The sequence below is a fragment of the Bacillus sp. FSL R5-0712 genome (assembly GCF_038593285.1).
Lineage (GTDB): Bacteria > Bacillota > Bacilli > Bacillales > Bacillaceae > Bacillus > Bacillus safensis.
Window position 1 is genome coordinate 134,185 of record NZ_CP151981.1, and the last position, 16,588, is coordinate 150,772.

Sequence of the window (16,588 nt, forward strand, 5' to 3'; positions counted from 1 at the left end):
CAATGGCAAGAGAGTTCTCCTTAGACAAAACTCGTAATATTGGTATCATGGCTCACATCGATGCCGGTAAAACGACAACGACTGAGCGTATCTTATACTACACTGGTCGTATCCATAAAATTGGTGAAACTCACGAAGGAGCTTCACAAATGGACTGGATGGAGCAGGAGCAAGAACGTGGTATTACAATCACTTCTGCTGCTACTACAGCACAATGGAAAGGTTACCGTGTAAACATCATCGATACACCAGGACACGTAGACTTCACTGTTGAAGTTGAACGTTCTTTACGTGTACTTGATGGTGCGGTTGCTGTTCTTGATGCACAATCAGGTGTAGAGCCACAAACTGAAACAGTTTGGCGCCAAGCAACAACTTACGGAGTACCTCGTATCGTATTCGTTAACAAAATGGATAAAACCGGTGCGGACTTCCTTTACTCTGTAAGCACATTAAGAGATCGTCTTCAAGCGAACGCTCATGCAATTCAATTGCCGATCGGCGCTGAAGATCAATTCGAAGGAATCATCGACCTTGTAGAAAACGTAGCATACTTCTACGAAGATGACCTTGGAACTCGCTCTGATGCTAAAGAAATCCCTGCTGAGTATAAAGACAAAGCTGAAGAGCTTCGCAGCAGCCTAATTGAAGCTGTCGCTGAGCTTGATGAAGAGCTTATGGAAAAATACCTTGAGGGTGAAGAAATCACAATTCCTGAATTGAAAGCTGCAATCCGTAAAGGAACATTGAATGTTGAATTCTACCCAGTTCTTGTTGGATCTGCTTTCAAAAACAAAGGTGTTCAGCTTGTACTTGACGCTGTGCTTGACTACCTTCCTGCACCAACTGATGTTGCTGCAATCAAAGGTATCCTGCCAGATTCAAATGAAGAGGTTGTTCGTGAGTCTACTGATGACGCACCATTCGCAGCTCTTGCATTTAAAGTTATGACTGACCCTTATGTTGGGAAACTAACTTTCTTCCGCGTATACTCTGGAACACTTGATTCTGGTTCATACGTGAAGAACTCTTCTAAGAACAAGCGTGAACGTGTTGGACGTATCCTTCAAATGCACGCAAACAGCCGTGAAGAAATCTCTACTGTATATGCAGGGGATATCGCAGCAGCTGTAGGTCTTAAAGATACTTCTACTGGTGACACTCTTTGTGACGAGAAAAATCTTGTTATCCTTGAGTCTATGGAATTCCCAGAGCCAGTAATCGATGTAGCTATCGAGCCTAAATCTAAGGCTGACCAAGATAAAATGAGTATCGCTTTAGCTAAACTAGCTGAAGAGGATCCAACATTCCGTACACAAACAAACCCTGAAACTGGTCAAACGATCATCTCTGGTATGGGTGAGCTTCACCTTGATATCATTGTTGACCGTATGAAGCGTGAGTTCAAGGTTGAAGCTAACGTAGGTGCTCCTCAGGTTGCGTACCGTGAAACATTCCGTTCTGGTGCAAAAGTTGAAGGTAAATTCGTACGTCAGTCTGGTGGACGCGGTCAGTTCGGACACGTTTGGATCGAGTTCGAACCAAACGAAGAAGGCGCAGGATTCGAGTTTGAAAATGCAATCGTCGGTGGGGTTGTTCCACGTGAATACATCCCAGCAATTCAAGCAGGTCTTGAAGATTCACTTGAAAATGGTGTATTAGCTGGATTCCCATTAATCGACATCAAAGCAAAATTATTTGATGGATCTTACCACGATGTTGACTCTAACGAAATGGCGTTCAAAATTGCTGCATCTATGGCATTGAAAAATGCTGTCAGCAAATGTAACCCAGTTCTACTTGAGCCAATGATGAAAGTGGAAGTTGTTATCCCAGAAGAATACATGGGAGACATCATGGGTGATATCACATCTCGTCGTGGACGTGTAGAAGGTATGGAAGCTCGCGGTAACGCTCAAGTTGTTCGCGCTATGGTTCCACTTTCTGAAATGTTCGGATATGCTACTGCACTCCGTTCTAACACACAAGGACGCGGTACTTTCACTATGCACATGGATCACTACGAAGAAGTGCCTAAGAGCATCAGTGAAGAAATCATCAAAAAAAATAAAGGTGAATAATTGATTTTGCCTTTAAACTAAAGTATAACTACTATTGAAGATCAGAAAGTGAGAGGTAACTCTTCACTTTCTATCACTCTATACCAAATACAATGAACCTTTAAGGAGGATTTTTAGAATGGCTAAAGAAAAATTCGACCGTTCCAAATCGCATGCTAACATTGGTACAATTGGACACGTTGACCATGGTAAAACAACTCTAACTGCTGCTATCTCAACAGTTCTTCATAAGAAATCTGGTAAAGGTACAGCTATGGCTTATGACCAAATCGATGGTGCTCCAGAAGAGCGCGAGCGTGGAATCACAATCTCAACTGCACACGTTGAGTATGAAACTGAAACTCGTCACTATGCACACGTAGACTGCCCAGGACACGCTGACTATGTTAAAAACATGATCACTGGTGCTGCTCAAATGGACGGCGCGATCTTAGTAGTATCTGCTGCTGATGGTCCAATGCCACAAACACGTGAGCACATCCTACTTTCTCGTAACGTAGGTGTACCATACATCGTAGTATTCCTTAACAAATGTGACATGGTTGACGATGAAGAGTTACTTGAACTTGTTGAAATGGAAGTTCGTGACCTTCTTTCTGACTATGACTTCCCTGGTGACGATGTACCAGTTATCAAAGGTTCTGCTCTTAAAGCTCTTGAAGGAGATGCTGATTACGAAGCAAAAATCTTTGAACTTATGGATGCGGTTGATGAGTACATCCCAACTCCAGAGCGTGACACTGAGAAGCCATTCATGATGCCAGTTGAGGACGTATTCTCAATCACTGGTCGTGGAACAGTTGCTACTGGTCGTGTTGAGCGTGGACAAGTTAAAGTCGGTGACGAAGTTGAAATCATCGGTCTTCAAGAAGAAAACGGTAAAACAACTGTTACAGGTGTTGAAATGTTCCGTAAACTTCTTGACTATGCTGAAGCTGGTGACAACATCGGTGCACTACTTCGTGGTGTATCTCGTGAAGATATCCAACGTGGTCAAGTACTTGCTAAACCAGGTACAATCACTCCACACAGCCGTTTCAAAGCTGAAGTTTATGTACTTTCTAAAGAAGAGGGTGGACGTCATACTCCATTCTTCGCTAACTACCGTCCGCAGTTCTACTTCCGTACAACTGACGTAACTGGTATCGTACATCTTCCAGAAGGTACTGAAATGGTAATGCCTGGCGATAACACTGAGATGGAAGTTGAACTTATCTCTACTATCGCTATCGAAGAAGGAACTCGTTTCTCTATCCGTGAGGGTGGACGTACTGTAGGTTCTGGTGTCGTTTCAACTATCGTTAAGTAATAAATATACAAAAGAGACTCCTTGCAAAAGGGTCTCTTTTTTTGCTTTTCCAGATCAGAACGGCTACTATAAGCTATAGAATCTAAATGGAACCGAGAGGATCGCTGGAATGGCAAAGACATATTTGAAAAAATGGTCGATCGGCGGAATTGACCAATGGATTAGGATGAAAGAAGATCAGACGAGTGAAACGAAGCCTGTACTTTTATTTTTACACGGTGGGCCTGGCTCAGCTCAAATCAGTTATATTGATTCCTTTCTCGAGGAACTTGATCAAGACTTTACAGTTGTCCATTGGGATCAGCGTGGCGCAGGACTTTCCTATCAAGAGAATCTTCCCGATGCATCGATGACCATTCAACAATTTATTGAAGACACGATTGAATTGACAGAGAAGATCCTATCTTATCTAGGTCATTCAAAATTGTATATCGCAGGATACTCGTGGGGATCATTAATTGCCATACAAGCAGTACATAAGCGTCCGGATCTTTATCATGCTTATTATGGGATTAGTCAGGTAGTAGATGTGTTAAAGGAAGATATCGTATCGTACGAGCTTCTTTTGAAGAAATACCATCGCAATCGGCTGTTTACTGGGTGTCTGCGATTACTGACGCCTCCTCCATGGAAACGGACATCAGCTCATGCCTTGTTTTCTCTATATAAAGAGTTTGCGAGCGTAGGTCTCACACATAGATGGAAGCCGGTTTTTCAAATACTAAAAGGGTTTCTTTTTAGTAAGCAATATCAGCTGAAAGATAAATGGAAGTTCATAAAAGGGCAGAAGTTTAGTCAAGACAAGTTATGGGATCAGCTCATGAATGAGAGTATTCAATACCGAGTTTCTACTATATTAATACCGTGCTACTTTCTCATTGGCGATCACGACATGATTACACCAGCTGCTGTATCAAAACCATATGTTGATCAATTAAAAGCACCAATCAAAGAATGGTTTACCTTTAAAGACTCTGCACATTCTCCGCATATCGAAGAGCCAGATGAATTTATACGTATCATAAGAAAGACTGCTATACATCATCTTCAGGGAAAGCTTGATTTATAGGCTGAATCCCTGTATAATATGAAAAGTGTGCAAATCATAAATTTATCCGATTTATTATTGCAACACGCAGGCCAATTTGGTACAATAGTGCATGTTGGTCTTTGACTGCGATGAAGTGAGAGGTTGCTGACACACCCGGCCGCTTTGCCATGGCGAGGTGATCAGGTTTTTCTCACGGAGAACTGTCTAACGTAAGTAGGCGAAAAGGAGGGAAAATAATGGCAAAACAAAAAATTCGTATTCGTTTAAAAGCATATGATCACAGAATTCTTGATCAATCTGCTGAGAAGATTGTTGAAACGGCTAAGCGTTCTGGTGCTAGTGTATCTGGTCCAATCCCGCTTCCAACTGAAAAATCAGTTTACACAATCCTTCGTGCGGTGCATAAGTACAAAGATTCTCGTGAGCAATTCGAGATGCGTACTCACAAACGTCTAATCGACATCGTGAATCCAACTCCGCAAACAGTTGATGCACTTATGCGTTTAGATTTACCATCTGGTGTAGATATCGAAATCAAACTTTAATTCAAATAGAAAACACATATTATAGGAGGTGTGACTAATGACCAAAGGAATCTTAGGTAGAAAAATTGGTATGACGCAAGTATTCGCAGAAAACGGTGATCTTATCCCTGTAACTGTTGTTGAGGCTGCTGCTAACGTTGTTCTTCAAAAGAAGACTGTTGACACGGATGGCTATGAAGCAATCCAAATCGGTTTTGATGATAAACGTGAAAAGCTTTCTAACAAACCAGAGAAAGGCCACGCTGCTAAAGCGGAAACTGCTCCTAAGCGCTTCGTAAAAGAATTACGCGGTGCGGAGTTAGATGCGTATGAAGTTGGTCAGGAAGTCAAAGTTGATATTTTCGCAAATGGAGATATCGTAGATGTAACAGGAACATCAAAAGGTAAAGGATTCCAAGGGGCTATCAAACGCCACGGACAATCACGCGGACCAATGACTCACGGTTCACGTTACCACCGTCGTCCTGGTTCAATGGGACCTGTTGATCCAAACCGTGTATTCAAAGGTAAACTTCTTCCAGGTCGTATGGGCGGAGAGCAAATCACTGTCCAAAACCTTGAGATCGTTAAAGTTGATGCAGAACGCAATCTTCTATTGATCAAAGGAAACGTACCAGGAGCTAAAAAATCTCTAGTAACTGTAAAGAGTGCAGTTAAATCTAAATAACTCTCTTAGGAAAGGAGGAAACAAGTCATGCCAAAAGTAGCATTATATAACCAAAACGGTTCTACTAACGGTGAAATCGAATTAAACGCTTCTGTGTTTGGAATTGAGCCAAACGAAAGCGTAGTATTCGATGCTATTCTTATGCAAAGAGCTTCCTTACGTCAAGGAACTCATAAAGTAAAAACTCGTTCTGAAGTACGTGGCGGAGGTCGTAAGCCTTGGAGACAGAAGGGTACAGGTCGTGCTCGTCAAGGTTCTATCCGTTCACCACAATGGCGCGGAGGCGGTATCGTATTCGGTCCAACACCACGCAGTTATTCTTATAAATTACCTAAAAAAGTTCGCCGCTTGGCTATCAAGTCAGTATTGTCTTCTAAAGTAATCGACAACAACATCATCGTTCTTGAAGATCTGACTCTTGATGCAGTGAAAACGAAAGAATTCGCAGGCATCCTTAAAGGATTATCTGTTGAGAAGAAAGCGTTGATCGTCACTGCGGATGCAAACGAAACAGTTGCTTTATCTGCTCGTAACATCCCTGGAGTAACAGTTGTTGAAGCTAACGGTATCAACGTTCTTGACGTTGTCAACCACGACAAACTTCTGATCACTAAAGCAGCGGTTGAAAAAGTAGAGGAGGGACTTGCATAATGAAAGATCCTCGTGATGTTCTAAAGCGCCCTATCATTACTGAACGTTCTGCTGATCTAATGACAGAGAAGAAGTACACGTTCGAAGTTGATGTCAGAGCTAACAAAACAGAAGTGAAAGACGCTGTTGAAGAAATCTTTGGAGTGAAAGTTGAGAAAGTCAACGTTCAAAACTACAAAGGAAAATCAAAACGCGTTGGACGCTACACTGGTATGACTAGCCGTCGCAGAAAAGCGATCGTGAAATTAACTGCTGACAGCAAAGAAATCGAAATTTTTGAAGCGTAAATCTTAAAAAGAAGGAGGGAAATTCAAAATGGCGATTAAAAAGTATAAACCAACCAGTAATGGTCGTCGTGGCATGACTACTTCAGATTTTGCTGAAATCACGACTGACAAACCAGAAAAATCGTTGCTTGCACCGCTACACAAAAAAGGCGGACGTAACAACCAAGGTAGATTGACTGTTCGTCATCAAGGTGGCGGTCACAAACGTCAATACCGTATCATCGACTTTAAGCGTGATAAAGACGGTATACCTGGACGCGTTGCTACAATCGAGTATGATCCAAACCGTTCAGCTAACATCGCTCTTGTAAACTATGCAGATGGTGAGAAACGTTACATTCTTGCTCCGAAAGGAATCCAAGTCGGTACTGAAGTTACTTCTGGACCAGAAGCTGACATCAAACCAGGTAATGCTCTTCCACTTATCAACATCCCAGTTGGTACAGTTGTGCATAACATTGAATTAAAACCAGGTAAAGGTGGACAATTAGTTCGTTCTGCTGGTACTTCTGCTCAAGTTCTAGGTAAAGAAGGTAAATACGTTCTTGTACGTTTGAACTCAGGAGAAGTTCGCATGATTCTTTCTGCTTGCCGTGCGACTATCGGTCAAGTTGGAAACGAGCAACACGAATTAATCAACATCGGTAAAGCTGGACGTTCTCGCTGGAAAGGCGTACGCCCAACAGTTCGTGGTTCTGTAATGAACCCTAACGATCACCCACACGGTGGTGGTGAAGGACGCGCTCCAATCGGACGTAAATCACCAATGTCTCCATGGGGTAAACCGACTCTTGGATTCAAGACTCGTAAGAAAACCAACAAGTCTGATAAATTCATTGTACGTCGTCGTAAAAACAAGTAACGGGGTTGTCTACGGTTCATTTAGGACCGTAGTTCAATCACGAAGGGAGGTTCCACAATGGCTCGCAGCTTAAAAAAAGGACCATTTGTTGATGATCATTTGATGGCTAAAGTCGAGAAATTGAATGAAACTGACAAAAAGCAAGTCGTAAAAACTTGGTCTCGTCGTTCTACAATTTTCCCACAATTCATCGGTCACACAATCGCTGTCTATGACGGACGCAAACATGTACCTGTTTTCATTTCTGAAGATATGGTAGGTCACAAATTGGGCGAATTCGCACCAAGCCGTACTTACAAAGGTCATGCTAGTGACGATAAAAAAACAAGACGCTAATGAGAGGAGGCTTTTAAATGCAAGCTAAAGCTGTCGCAAGAACAGTCCGTATTGCTCCTCGTAAAGCACGTCTAGTAATGGACCTGATCCGAGGTAAGCAAGTAGGAGAAGCAGTTTCTATCTTAAACCTTACACCTAAGGCTGCTTCACCAATTATTGAAAAAGTATTAAAATCTGCTATCGCAAACGCTGAGCACAACTACGAGTTGGACGCTAACAGCCTAGTGATTACTCAAGCATTCGTTGACGAAGGTCCAACACTTAAGAGATTCCGTCCACGTGCTATGGGTCGTGCGAGCGCAATTAACAAACGTACTAGCCACATTACAATCGTTGTATCAGAAAAGAAGGAGGGATAATCCGTGGGTCAAAAGGTAAATCCAGTAGGTCTTCGTATTGGCGTCATTCGTGATTGGGAATCTAAATGGTTCGCAGGAAAAGATTACGCTGACTTCTTACATGAAGACTTGAAAATCCGTGAATTCATCAGCAAGCGTTTGTCTGACGCGTCTGTTTCTAAAGTAGAAATCGAACGTGCTGCAAACCGCGTAAATATCACAATCCACACGGCTAAACCAGGTATGGTAATTGGTAAAGGCGGATCTGAAGTTGAAGCACTTCGTAAAGCTCTTAACAGCCTAACTGGCAAACGTGTACACATCAACATTCTTGAAATCAAGAGAGCAGATCTTGATGCTCAGCTAGTTGCTGAAAACATCGCTCGTCAACTTGAAAACCGTATTTCATTCCGTCGTGCACAAAAACAAACAATCCAACGCACAATGCGTGCTGGAGCACAAGGAATCAAAACAATGGTTTCTGGTCGTCTTGGCGGTGCAGATATTGCTCGTTCTGAATATTACAGTGAAGGTACTGTTCCATTGCACACACTTCGTGCTGACATCGACTATGCTACTGCTGAAGCTGACACTACTTATGGTAAGCTTGGCGTAAAAGTATGGATCTATCGTGGAGAAGTCCTTCCAACTAAGAAGAATACTGCGGAAGGAGGAAAATAATATGTTATTGCCAAAACGCGTGAAGTATCGCAGAGAACATCGTGGAAAAATGCGTGGTCGTGCAAAAGGCGGTACTGAAGTACATTTCGGTGAGTATGGTATCCAGGCTCTTGAAGCTTCTTGGATCACAAACCGTCAAATCGAAGCTGCTCGTATTGCTATGACTCGTTACATGAAACGTGGCGGTAAAGTTTGGATTAAAATTTTCCCTTCTAAGCCATACACAGCTAAACCTCTAGAGGTCCGCATGGGTTCCGGTAAAGGTGCTCCAGAAGGATGGGTAGCTGTAGTAAAACCGGGCAAAGTTTTATTTGAAATTTCTGGTGTGTCTGAAGAAGTTGCTCGTGAAGCTCTTCGTCTTGCATCTCACAAATTACCAATTAAAACGAAGTTCGTAAAACGTGAAGAAATTGGTGGTGAATCAAATGAAAGCTAATGAAATTCGTGACCTTACCACTGCTGAAATTGAACAAAAAGTAAAGTCTCTTAAAGAAGAACTTTTCAATCTTCGTTTCCAATTAGCGACTGGGCAGCTTGAAAACACTGCTCGCATTCGTGAAGTGCGTAAATCAATCGCACGCATGAAAACTGTGATTCGTCAAAGAGAAATCGCTGCTAATAAATAATAATTAGAGGGGAGGCCCCGCAAACATGAGCGAACGTAACCAACGTAAAGTGTATCAAGGTCGTGTTGTTTCTGACAAAATGGATAAAACCATCACTGTTGTAGTTGAAACATACAAAAAGCATTCACTTTATGGCAAACGTGTAAGATACTCTAAAAAGTTCAAAGCACATGATGAAAACAACCAAGCAAAAATCGGAGACATCGTAAAGGTCATGGAAACTCGTCCTTTATCTGCGACTAAACGCTTTCGTCTAGTTGAAGTTGTCGAAGAAGCCGTTATTATCTAATAAAGTTCGGATTTCTTTTTCCGAAAGGAGGTAACATTAATGATTCAACAGGAGACTCGTTTAAAAGTAGCTGACAACTCTGGCGCACGCGAAGTACTAACGATTAAAGTTCTTGGTGGCTCTGGACGTAAAACGGCTAACATCGGTGATGTCATTGTTTGTACGGTTAAACAAGCAACACCTGGAGGCGTTGTCAAAAAAGGTGAAGTTGTGAAAGCAGTTATCGTTCGTACTAAGAGCGGAGCTCGCAGAAACGATGGATCTTACATCAGTTTCGATGAAAATGCATGTGTCATCATCCGTGACGACAAGAGCCCACGTGGAACTCGTATCTTCGGACCAGTAGCACGTGAACTTCGTGAAAACAACTATATGAAAATTGTTTCTCTAGCACCAGAAGTACTTTAATGAATACAATCCGCGACTCAAGGAGGTGCGATTAAATGCATGTTAAAAAGGGCGATAAAGTAGTGGTTATCTCTGGTAAAGATAAAGGTAAACAAGGTGTCATCCTTGCTGCTTTCCCTAAAAAGGAACGTGTTTTAGTAGAAGGTATTAACCTTGTGAAAAAACACTCTAAACCAACCCAAGCTAACCCTCAAGGCGGAATTTCTGAACAAGAAGCGCCGATCCACGTATCAAACGTAATGCCGCTTGATCCTAAAACGGGTGAAGTGACACGTGTTGGGTATAAAGTTGAGGACGGAAAGAAAGTCCGTGTAGCGAAAAAATCTGGGCAAGTTCTAGATAAATAGTAAATAAGGAAGGGAGGTCTTTCTCATGAACCGCCTTAAAGAAAAGTATGTAAAAGAAATTACACCTGCATTAGTTTCTAAATTTGAATACACTTCAGTAATGCAAGTGCCAAAAATCGAAAAAATCGTGATCAACATGGGTGTTGGTGACGCTGTTCAAAACGCTAAAGCAATCGATACTGCTGTTGAAGAATTAACGTTTATCGCTGGTCAAAAACCTGTCGTTACTCGTGCGAAGAAGTCTATTGCTGGATTCCGTCTACGTGAAGGAATGCCAATCGGTGCGAAAGTAACACTTCGCGGAGAGCGCATGTATGATTTCCTTGATAAACTTATTTCTGTGTCTTTACCACGTGTACGTGACTTCCGCGGGATTTCTAAGAAATCTTTCGACGGTCGTGGAAACTACACGCTTGGTATTAAAGAACAGTTAATCTTCCCAGAAATTGATTACGATAAAGTAACAAAGGTCCGCGGTATGGATATCGTTATCGTTACTACTGCCAATACGGACGAAGAAGCACGTGAGTTATTAACTCAAGTAGGTATGCCGTTCCAGAAATAATCAATGAAAGGGAGGCGAAATCGTGGCTAAAAAGTCTATGATTGCGAAACAACAACGCAAACAAAAGTTTAAAGTTCAAGAGTATACGCGCTGCGAACGTTGTGGACGTCCACATTCAGTTATTCGTAAGTTTAAACTTTGCCGTATTTGTTTCCGCGAACTTGCATATAAAGGACAAATTCCTGGCGTTAAAAAAGCCAGCTGGTAATCCCCATAAATGGGAAGGAGGTTATTAAATAATGGTTATGACAGATCCGATTGCAGATTTGCTGACTCGTATTCGCAATGCGAACATGGTACGTCATGAGAAGCTAGAAGTACCGGCTTCAAAAATCAAAAGAGAAATTGCTGAAATTTTAAAGCGTGAAGGTTTTATCCGTGACGTTGAGTACGTCGAAGACAGCAAACAAGGAATTATCCGTTTGTTCCTTAAATACGGCCAAAACAACGAACGTGTTATCACTGGTCTTAAAAGAATCAGTAAACCTGGTTTACGCGTATATGCGAAATCAAATGAAGTACCACGTGTACTTAACGGACTTGGAATCGCAATTATTTCTACATCACAAGGTGTTTTATCGGACAAAGAAGCCCGTGCTAAACAAGCTGGTGGAGAAGTACTTGCTTACGTATGGTAAAAAAAGTTTAAGATGAATGGAGGTGCTTGGTATGTCTCGTATAGGTAAAAAACTAATCGAGATCCCTTCAGGAGTAACTGTGACAAACAACGATAACACAGTGACAGTAAAGGGACCAAAAGGTGAACTAACTCGTGCATTTCACCCTGATATGGAAATTAAAATTGAGGACAACGTCTTAACTGTAAGCCGTCCGTCTGAAAATAAAGAACACCGTGCATTACATGGTACAACACGTAGCTTGATTGCAAACATGGTTGAAGGTGTATCTAAAGGTTTCGAAAGAGGTTTAGAACTTATCGGTGTCGGTTACCGTGCAGCTAAATCTGGAAACAAACTTGTTCTTAACGTTGGATACTCTCATCCAGTTGAAATCGTTCCTGAGGCTGGAGTTGAAATCGAAGTTCCATCTCAAACGAAAGTAATCATTAAAGGTATCGATAAAGAGCGTGTAGGAGCTCTAGCTTCTAACATCCGCGCTGTCCGTGCTCCAGAGCCTTACAAAGGTAAAGGAATTCGTTACGAAGGTGAATTCGTTCGCCGTAAAGAAGGAAAAACTGGTAAGTAAGATCGCTTAAAGTGAAGAAAGGAGTGACTCGGATGATTACGAAAACTAGCAAAAACGCTACTCGTCTTAAAAGACATGCTCGTGTTCGTGCGAAACTTTCAGGTACTGCTGAAAGACCTCGCCTTAACGTTTTCCGTTCTAACAAGAATATCTACGCTCAAGTAATTGATGATGTTAACGGTGTAACACTTGTAAGTGCTTCTACTCTTGATAAAGAGTTAAAGATCGAGAATAGTTCTGACACTGCAGCTGCTACGAAAGTTGGCGAACTTGTTGCAAAACGTGCTGTTGAAAAAGGAATCTCTAACGTGGTATTTGACCGCGGAGGATACCTATATCATGGACGTGTAAAAGCTCTAGCTGAAGCTGCTCGTGAGGCTGGACTTAAATTTTAATAAAAGAAGGAGGGACACATCCGAATGAGTCGTATTGACCCAAGCAAATTAGAGTTAGAAGAACGCTTAGTTACGGTTAACCGCGTAGCGAAAGTTGTTAAAGGTGGACGTCGTTTCCGTTTTGCAGCTTTAGTTGTTGTCGGTGACAAAAACGGTCATGTAGGTTTCGGTACTGGTAAAGCACAAGAAGTACCAGAAGCGATCCGCAAAGCTGTTGAAGATGCGAAAAAGAATTTAATTGAAGTACCAATGGTTGGAACTACAATTCCACATGAAATCATCGGTCGATTCGGTGCAGGAAACGTTCTATTGAAGCCTGCTTCAGAAGGTACAGGAGTTATCGCTGGAGGCCCAGTGCGTGCGGTACTTGAGCTTGCTGGTCTAGCTGATATCCTTTCTAAATCTCTAGGTTCTAATACACCGATCAACATGATCCGCGCAACACTTCAAGGTTTAAGTGAGCTTAAACGTGCTGAAGATGTAGCGAAGCTTCGTGGAAAATCTGTAGAAGACCTGTTAGGATAAGGAGGGAACAATAATGGCAAATAAATTAGAAATTACCCTCAAACGCAGTGTAATCGGTCGCCCTGAAGATCAGCGTGTCACTGTTCGTACTCTTGGTCTTAAGAAAACAAACCAAACAGTCGTACATGAAGACAATGCAGCGATCCGCGGCATGATTAACAAGGTGTCTCATTTAGTTTCTGTTAAAGAACAATAAAACATTTTTAATCGATAAGGAGGTGCCCAAATGAAACTTCATGAATTGAAGCCTTCAGAAGGTTCACGTAAAGTACGCAACCGTGTTGGTCGTGGTATTGGATCAGGTAACGGTAAAACTTCTGGTAAAGGTCATAAAGGTCAAAACGCTCGTTCTGGCGGCGGTGTACGCCCTGGTTTCGAAGGTGGTCAGATGCCTTTATTCCAACGCCTTCCAAAACGTGGTTTTACAAACATCAACCGTAAAGATTACGCGGTAATCAACTTAGACAGATTAAACAGTTTTGACGAAGGAACGGAAGTAACTCCTGAACTTCTTCTAGAGACTGGTGCAATAAGCAAGTTAAAAGCAGGAGTAAAAATTCTTGGCAACGGTAAATTAGAAAAAAAATTAACTGTAAAAGCCAATAAATTCTCTGCTTCTGCGAAAGAAGCGATTGAAGCTGCTGGCGGTACAGCCGAGGTGATCTAACTTGTTTAAGACAATCTCCAATTTTATGCGCGTGAAAGATATACGGAATAAGATTATATTCACACTTTTAATGTTAGTCGTCTTTCGTATAGGTGCTTTCATCCCTGTGCCTAATGTGAACGCCGATGTTCTCCAGGCACAGGATCAAATGAGTGTTTTCGGAATCCTCAACACGTTTGGGGGCGGGGCACTTTTCCAATTCTCCATTCTTGCAATGGGGATTATGCCGTATATCACTGCTTCGATCATCATTCAGCTCTTGCAGATGGATGTTGTGCCGAAGTTTACTGAGTGGTCAAAGCAAGGAGAGGTTGGCCGCCGAAAATTAGCACAATTCACAAGGTATTTTACAATTGTTCTAGGATTTATCCAGGCGCTGGGAATGTCATATGGATTCAACAATATGGCAGGAGGCATGCTGATTGAAAACCCTGGTGTTTCAACGTATCTCTTAATTGCGGTCGTACTCACTGCGGGAACAGCATTTTTAATGTGGCTGGGTGAGCAGATTACTGCTCACGGTGTTGGTAATGGTATTTCGATTATTATCTTTGCCGGTATCATCGCTGGTATCCCTCAAACATTAAAACAAGTGTACGCTCAACAATTTGTAGGTGGAGATGGACAGCTGTTCATGCAAATCCTTAAAATTGCCCTTATTGTCATTGCCATTCTTGTCATTGTTATCGGTGTTATTTACATTCAAATGGCAGTGAGAAAGATTGCAATTCAATATTCAAAGGGAACTGGCCGTGCACAAATGTCTGCTAGTCAAGCAACGCACCTTCCATTGAAAGTGAATCCAGCAGGGGTGATTCCAGTCATCTTTGCCGTTTCTTTCATTATTACTCCGCAGACGATCGCATCGTTCTTCGGAACCAATAATGTGACAACTTGGATAACCAACAACTTTGACTATACTAAGCCAATCGGTATGACGATTTATGTAGCACTGATTGTTGCTTTCACATATTTTTATGCCTTTGTCCAAGTCAATCCTGAACAAATGGCTGAAAATCTGCAAAAGCAGGGTGGCTATATCCCGGGAGTTCGTCCAGGGAAAATGACTCAAGATAGAATTACGAGCATTTTGTACCGACTCACGTTTGTGGGCGCCATTTTCTTAGCCGTGATTTCAATACTTCCTATCTTTTTCATTCAATTCGCTGGATTACCTTCCGCTGCACAAATTGGCGGCACAAGTCTTCTCATTGTTGTAGGTGTTGCACTTGAAACAATGAAACAGCTTGAAAGCCAATTAGTGAAACGAAATTACCGTGGATTTATGAAATAAAACAGAGGGCTGGGCTGCTGCCCAACCTCTCTAAGTAAGGAAGGGGAAATCCGAAATGAACTTAGTCTTAATGGGGCTTCCGGGTGCTGGTAAAGGCACTCAGGCAGAACGAATTGTTGATGATTATGGGATCCCTCATATCTCAACAGGAGATATGTTCCGCGCTGCTATGAAAGAGGAGACACAACTTGGGCTCGAAGCAAAATCCTTTATCGATAAAGGAGAGCTTGTTCCTGATGAGGTCACAATCGGTATTGTTAGAGAAAGACTTGGCAAAAATGATTGTGAACAAGGTTTTCTTCTGGACGGATTTCCGCGAACAGTCGCTCAGGCTGAAGCTTTAGAAGAAATTCTAAAGGACCTTGGCAGAACGATTGATTATGTCATTAATATTAAAGTCGATAAAGATGCTTTGATGGAGCGTCTGACTGGCCGAAGAATTTGCAAAAATTGCGGAGCAACATATCATTTAGTATTCAATCCACCTGCGAAAGAAAATGTTTGCGACAAGTGCGGAGGCGAGCTTTATCAACGTGCAGATGATAATGCAGAAACCGTTTCGACTAGACTTGAAGTAAACTTAAAGCAGACTGAACCTTTACTGAACTTCTATTCAGAAAAAGGATATCTTGCAAACATTGATGGTGCGAAGCACATTAACGATGTATATGCAGATATCAAGGACCTGCTTGGAGGATTAAATAAATGATTATCTGTAAAACTCCTCGCGAGCTTGAGATTATGAGAGAAGCTGGACGTATTGTCGCACTGACTCATGAAGAGCTGAAGAAACACATAAAACCAGGTATTTCGACAAAAGAATTGGATCAAATTGCCGAACGTTTTATTACAAAGCAGGGTGCAATCCCATCTTTTAAAGGGTATAATGGTTTTCGCGGGAGCATTTGCGTTTCGGTGAATGAAGAACTCGTTCACGGTATTCCTGGTAAACGGGTTTTACGTGATGGTGACATCATTAGTATCGATATTGGCGCAAAGTTAAATGGCTATCATGGTGACTCTGCTTGGACTTATCCAGTTGGGGTAATCAGTGATGAAGACCGCAAACTACTGGAAGTCACAGAGGAATCTCTATATAAAGGCTTACAGGAAGCAAAGCCAGGCGAACGTCTGTCGAACATTTCCCATGCCATACAAACGTATGTTGAAAATGAGAATTTTTCAGTTGTTAGAGAATATGTTGGACATGGGGTCGGACAGGATCTTCATGAGGACCCTCAAATTCCTCATTATGGTCCGCCCAACAAAGGCCCGCGGCTAAAACCTGGAATGGTGTTGGCCATCGAACCGATGGTGAACGCAGGCAGCCGATATGTGAAAACATTGGCTGATAACTGGACGGTTGTAACGGTTGATGGGAAAAAGTGTGCTCACTTTGAGCATACGATTGCGATTACAGATACAGGTTTTGATATACTGACTAAGATTTAGGTCTTC

General features: G+C 42.1%; 27 protein-coding genes. All 27 read left to right on the plus strand.

The window, feature by feature from the left end; all coding sequences use genetic code 11:
- Positions 1-2: 2 nt before the first annotated feature.
- The 27 genes from fusA (at position 3) to map (ending at position 16,582) form a co-directional block, all read left to right on the plus strand.
- Complete coding sequence (fusA, locus tag NSU11_RS00715; RefSeq protein ID WP_024425594.1) at positions 3-2,081, plus strand: elongation factor G; 2,079 nt, start codon at positions 3-5, stop codon at positions 2,079-2,081.
- Between the two features lie 118 nt (positions 2,082-2,199).
- A complete protein-coding gene (gene tuf / locus NSU11_RS00720) occupies positions 2,200-3,390 on the plus strand; it encodes an elongation factor Tu (protein ID WP_024425595.1) in 1,191 nt (396 codons plus the stop codon).
- A gap of 109 nt (positions 3,391-3,499) precedes the next feature.
- Positions 3,500-4,459, plus strand: a complete 960-nt coding sequence (locus NSU11_RS00725; RefSeq protein ID WP_024425596.1) for an alpha/beta hydrolase — start codon at positions 3,500-3,502, stop codon at positions 4,457-4,459.
- Between the two features lie 218 nt (positions 4,460-4,677).
- Positions 4,678-4,986 (plus strand): 30S ribosomal protein S10, encoded by a 309-nt coding sequence (gene rpsJ, locus NSU11_RS00730; protein WP_003156464.1) that lies wholly within the window; start codon positions 4,678-4,680, stop codon positions 4,984-4,986.
- A 37-nt stretch (positions 4,987-5,023) separates the two neighbouring features.
- Positions 5,024-5,653, plus strand: coding sequence for a 50S ribosomal protein L3 (rplC, locus tag NSU11_RS00735; RefSeq protein WP_342493750.1), 630 nt, complete (start codon positions 5,024-5,026; stop codon positions 5,651-5,653).
- A gap of 27 nt (positions 5,654-5,680) precedes the next feature.
- On the plus strand, positions 5,681-6,304 hold the full coding sequence (rplD, locus tag NSU11_RS00740) for a 50S ribosomal protein L4 (RefSeq protein WP_024425598.1): 624 nt from the start codon (positions 5,681-5,683) through the stop codon (positions 6,302-6,304).
- A complete protein-coding gene (gene rplW, locus NSU11_RS00745; protein ID WP_003217016.1) occupies positions 6,304-6,591 on the plus strand; it encodes a 50S ribosomal protein L23 in 288 nt (95 codons plus the stop codon). Before rplD ends, rplW begins: the two co-directional genes overlap by 1 nt.
- Before the next feature lie 28 nt (positions 6,592-6,619).
- Positions 6,620-7,453: a 50S ribosomal protein L2 gene (gene rplB, locus NSU11_RS00750; RefSeq protein ID WP_024425599.1), complete on the plus strand. Its 834-nt coding sequence runs from the start codon at positions 6,620-6,622 to the stop codon at positions 7,451-7,453.
- Positions 7,454-7,510: 57 nt separating this feature from the next.
- Entirely contained in the window at positions 7,511-7,789 is a 279-nt protein-coding gene (gene rpsS, locus NSU11_RS00755; protein WP_003216920.1) for a 30S ribosomal protein S19, read from the plus strand.
- A 17-nt stretch (positions 7,790-7,806) separates the two neighbouring features.
- Positions 7,807-8,148: a 50S ribosomal protein L22 gene (gene rplV, locus NSU11_RS00760; RefSeq protein WP_007496316.1), complete on the plus strand. Its 342-nt coding sequence runs from the start codon at positions 7,807-7,809 to the stop codon at positions 8,146-8,148.
- A 3-nt stretch (positions 8,149-8,151) separates the two neighbouring features.
- Complete coding sequence (rpsC, locus tag NSU11_RS00765; protein ID WP_003217241.1) at positions 8,152-8,808, plus strand: 30S ribosomal protein S3; 657 nt, start codon at positions 8,152-8,154, stop codon at positions 8,806-8,808.
- A gap of 1 nt (position 8,809) precedes the next feature.
- Positions 8,810-9,244, plus strand: a complete 435-nt coding sequence (gene rplP, locus NSU11_RS00770; RefSeq protein ID WP_003156478.1) for a 50S ribosomal protein L16 — start codon at positions 8,810-8,812, stop codon at positions 9,242-9,244.
- Entirely contained in the window at positions 9,234-9,434 is a 201-nt protein-coding gene (rpmC, locus tag NSU11_RS00775; protein WP_003217155.1) for a 50S ribosomal protein L29, read from the plus strand. The genes rplP and rpmC overlap by 11 nt, the downstream gene beginning before the upstream one ends.
- A 25-nt stretch (positions 9,435-9,459) precedes the next feature.
- Positions 9,460-9,723: a 30S ribosomal protein S17 gene (rpsQ, locus tag NSU11_RS00780; protein WP_003216906.1), complete on the plus strand. Its 264-nt coding sequence runs from the start codon at positions 9,460-9,462 to the stop codon at positions 9,721-9,723.
- A 39-nt stretch (positions 9,724-9,762) separates the two neighbouring features.
- Positions 9,763-10,131, plus strand: a complete 369-nt coding sequence (gene rplN, locus NSU11_RS00785) for a 50S ribosomal protein L14 (protein ID WP_003216882.1) — start codon at positions 9,763-9,765, stop codon at positions 10,129-10,131.
- A 35-nt stretch (positions 10,132-10,166) separates the two neighbouring features.
- Positions 10,167-10,478, plus strand: coding sequence for a 50S ribosomal protein L24 (gene rplX, locus NSU11_RS00790; protein ID WP_008356538.1), 312 nt, complete (start codon positions 10,167-10,169; stop codon positions 10,476-10,478).
- Positions 10,479-10,503: 25 nt separating this feature from the next.
- Positions 10,504-11,043 carry a 50S ribosomal protein L5 gene (gene rplE, locus NSU11_RS00795; protein ID WP_024425600.1) on the plus strand — a complete coding sequence of 180 codons (540 nt, stop codon included), beginning with the start codon at positions 10,504-10,506 and terminating at the stop codon, positions 11,041-11,043.
- A 22-nt stretch (positions 11,044-11,065) separates the two neighbouring features.
- The gene (gene rpsN, locus NSU11_RS00800) at positions 11,066-11,251 is read left to right on the plus strand and encodes a 30S ribosomal protein S14 (protein ID WP_008356542.1); all 186 of its coding nucleotides are present in this window, start codon (positions 11,066-11,068) and stop codon (positions 11,249-11,251) included.
- A gap of 31 nt (positions 11,252-11,282) precedes the next feature.
- The gene (gene rpsH, locus NSU11_RS00805) at positions 11,283-11,681 is read left to right on the plus strand and encodes a 30S ribosomal protein S8 (protein ID WP_007496327.1); all 399 of its coding nucleotides are present in this window, start codon (positions 11,283-11,285) and stop codon (positions 11,679-11,681) included.
- Positions 11,682-11,712: 31 nt separating this feature from the next.
- Positions 11,713-12,249 (plus strand): 50S ribosomal protein L6, encoded by a 537-nt coding sequence (gene rplF, locus NSU11_RS00810; RefSeq protein WP_024425602.1) that lies wholly within the window; start codon positions 11,713-11,715, stop codon positions 12,247-12,249.
- Between the two features lie 32 nt (positions 12,250-12,281).
- Entirely contained in the window at positions 12,282-12,644 is a 363-nt protein-coding gene (gene rplR, locus NSU11_RS00815) for a 50S ribosomal protein L18 (RefSeq protein ID WP_008356544.1), read from the plus strand.
- 24 nt (positions 12,645-12,668) lie between these two features.
- Positions 12,669-13,169: a 30S ribosomal protein S5 gene (gene rpsE, locus NSU11_RS00820; RefSeq protein WP_007496332.1), complete on the plus strand. Its 501-nt coding sequence runs from the start codon at positions 12,669-12,671 to the stop codon at positions 13,167-13,169.
- Positions 13,170-13,182: 13 nt separating this feature from the next.
- Positions 13,183-13,365: a 50S ribosomal protein L30 gene (gene rpmD / locus NSU11_RS00825; RefSeq protein ID WP_003217067.1), complete on the plus strand. Its 183-nt coding sequence runs from the start codon at positions 13,183-13,185 to the stop codon at positions 13,363-13,365.
- 30 nt (positions 13,366-13,395) lie between these two features.
- The gene (rplO, locus tag NSU11_RS00830) at positions 13,396-13,836 is read left to right on the plus strand and encodes a 50S ribosomal protein L15 (RefSeq protein ID WP_003216888.1); all 441 of its coding nucleotides are present in this window, start codon (positions 13,396-13,398) and stop codon (positions 13,834-13,836) included.
- A 1-nt stretch (position 13,837) separates the two neighbouring features.
- The gene (secY, locus tag NSU11_RS00835) at positions 13,838-15,130 is read left to right on the plus strand and encodes a preprotein translocase subunit SecY (RefSeq protein WP_024425603.1); all 1,293 of its coding nucleotides are present in this window, start codon (positions 13,838-13,840) and stop codon (positions 15,128-15,130) included.
- A 55-nt stretch (positions 15,131-15,185) separates the two neighbouring features.
- Positions 15,186-15,839, plus strand: coding sequence for an adenylate kinase (locus NSU11_RS00840; protein ID WP_024425604.1), 654 nt, complete (start codon positions 15,186-15,188; stop codon positions 15,837-15,839).
- Positions 15,836-16,582: a type I methionyl aminopeptidase gene (map, locus tag NSU11_RS00845; RefSeq protein ID WP_003217210.1), complete on the plus strand. Its 747-nt coding sequence runs from the start codon at positions 15,836-15,838 to the stop codon at positions 16,580-16,582. Before NSU11_RS00840 ends, map begins: the two co-directional genes overlap by 4 nt.
- The last annotated feature ends 6 nt before the right edge of the window (positions 16,583-16,588 follow it).

What these genes read in the sequence shown, in the direction of transcription:
- fusA (WP_024425594.1), top strand. Translation starts at nt 3, where the DNA reads ATGGCAAGAGAGTTCTCCTTAGACAAAACTCGTAATATTGGTATCATG.
- tuf (WP_024425595.1), top strand. Translation starts at nt 2,200, where the DNA reads ATGGCTAAAGAAAAATTCGACCGTTCCAAATCGCATGCTAACATTGGT.
- NSU11_RS00725 (WP_024425596.1), top strand. Translation starts at nt 3,500, where the DNA reads ATGGCAAAGACATATTTGAAAAAATGGTCGATCGGCGGAATTGACCAA.
- rpsJ (WP_003156464.1), top strand. Translation starts at nt 4,678, where the DNA reads ATGGCAAAACAAAAAATTCGTATTCGTTTAAAAGCATATGATCACAGA.
- rplC (WP_342493750.1), top strand. Translation starts at nt 5,024, where the DNA reads ATGACCAAAGGAATCTTAGGTAGAAAAATTGGTATGACGCAAGTATTC.
- rplD (WP_024425598.1), top strand. Translation starts at nt 5,681, where the DNA reads ATGCCAAAAGTAGCATTATATAACCAAAACGGTTCTACTAACGGTGAA.
- rplW (WP_003217016.1), top strand. Translation starts at nt 6,304, where the DNA reads ATGAAAGATCCTCGTGATGTTCTAAAGCGCCCTATCATTACTGAACGT.
- rplB (WP_024425599.1), top strand. Translation starts at nt 6,620, where the DNA reads ATGGCGATTAAAAAGTATAAACCAACCAGTAATGGTCGTCGTGGCATG.
- rpsS (WP_003216920.1), top strand. Translation starts at nt 7,511, where the DNA reads ATGGCTCGCAGCTTAAAAAAAGGACCATTTGTTGATGATCATTTGATG.
- rplV (WP_007496316.1), top strand. Translation starts at nt 7,807, where the DNA reads ATGCAAGCTAAAGCTGTCGCAAGAACAGTCCGTATTGCTCCTCGTAAA.
- rplP (WP_003156478.1), top strand. Translation starts at nt 8,810, where the DNA reads ATGTTATTGCCAAAACGCGTGAAGTATCGCAGAGAACATCGTGGAAAA.
- rpmC (WP_003217155.1), top strand. Translation starts at nt 9,234, where the DNA reads ATGAAAGCTAATGAAATTCGTGACCTTACCACTGCTGAAATTGAACAA.
- rpsQ (WP_003216906.1), top strand. Translation starts at nt 9,460, where the DNA reads ATGAGCGAACGTAACCAACGTAAAGTGTATCAAGGTCGTGTTGTTTCT.
- rplN (WP_003216882.1), top strand. Translation starts at nt 9,763, where the DNA reads ATGATTCAACAGGAGACTCGTTTAAAAGTAGCTGACAACTCTGGCGCA.
- rplX (WP_008356538.1), top strand. Translation starts at nt 10,167, where the DNA reads ATGCATGTTAAAAAGGGCGATAAAGTAGTGGTTATCTCTGGTAAAGAT.
- rplE (WP_024425600.1), top strand. Translation starts at nt 10,504, where the DNA reads ATGAACCGCCTTAAAGAAAAGTATGTAAAAGAAATTACACCTGCATTA.
- rpsH (WP_007496327.1), top strand. Translation starts at nt 11,283, where the DNA reads ATGGTTATGACAGATCCGATTGCAGATTTGCTGACTCGTATTCGCAAT.
- rplF (WP_024425602.1), top strand. Translation starts at nt 11,713, where the DNA reads ATGTCTCGTATAGGTAAAAAACTAATCGAGATCCCTTCAGGAGTAACT.
- rplR (WP_008356544.1), top strand. Translation starts at nt 12,282, where the DNA reads ATGATTACGAAAACTAGCAAAAACGCTACTCGTCTTAAAAGACATGCT.
- rpsE (WP_007496332.1), top strand. Translation starts at nt 12,669, where the DNA reads ATGAGTCGTATTGACCCAAGCAAATTAGAGTTAGAAGAACGCTTAGTT.
- rpmD (WP_003217067.1), top strand. Translation starts at nt 13,183, where the DNA reads ATGGCAAATAAATTAGAAATTACCCTCAAACGCAGTGTAATCGGTCGC.
- rplO (WP_003216888.1), top strand. Translation starts at nt 13,396, where the DNA reads ATGAAACTTCATGAATTGAAGCCTTCAGAAGGTTCACGTAAAGTACGC.
- NSU11_RS00840 (WP_024425604.1), top strand. Translation starts at nt 15,186, where the DNA reads ATGAACTTAGTCTTAATGGGGCTTCCGGGTGCTGGTAAAGGCACTCAG.
- map (WP_003217210.1), top strand. Translation starts at nt 15,836, where the DNA reads ATGATTATCTGTAAAACTCCTCGCGAGCTTGAGATTATGAGAGAAGCT.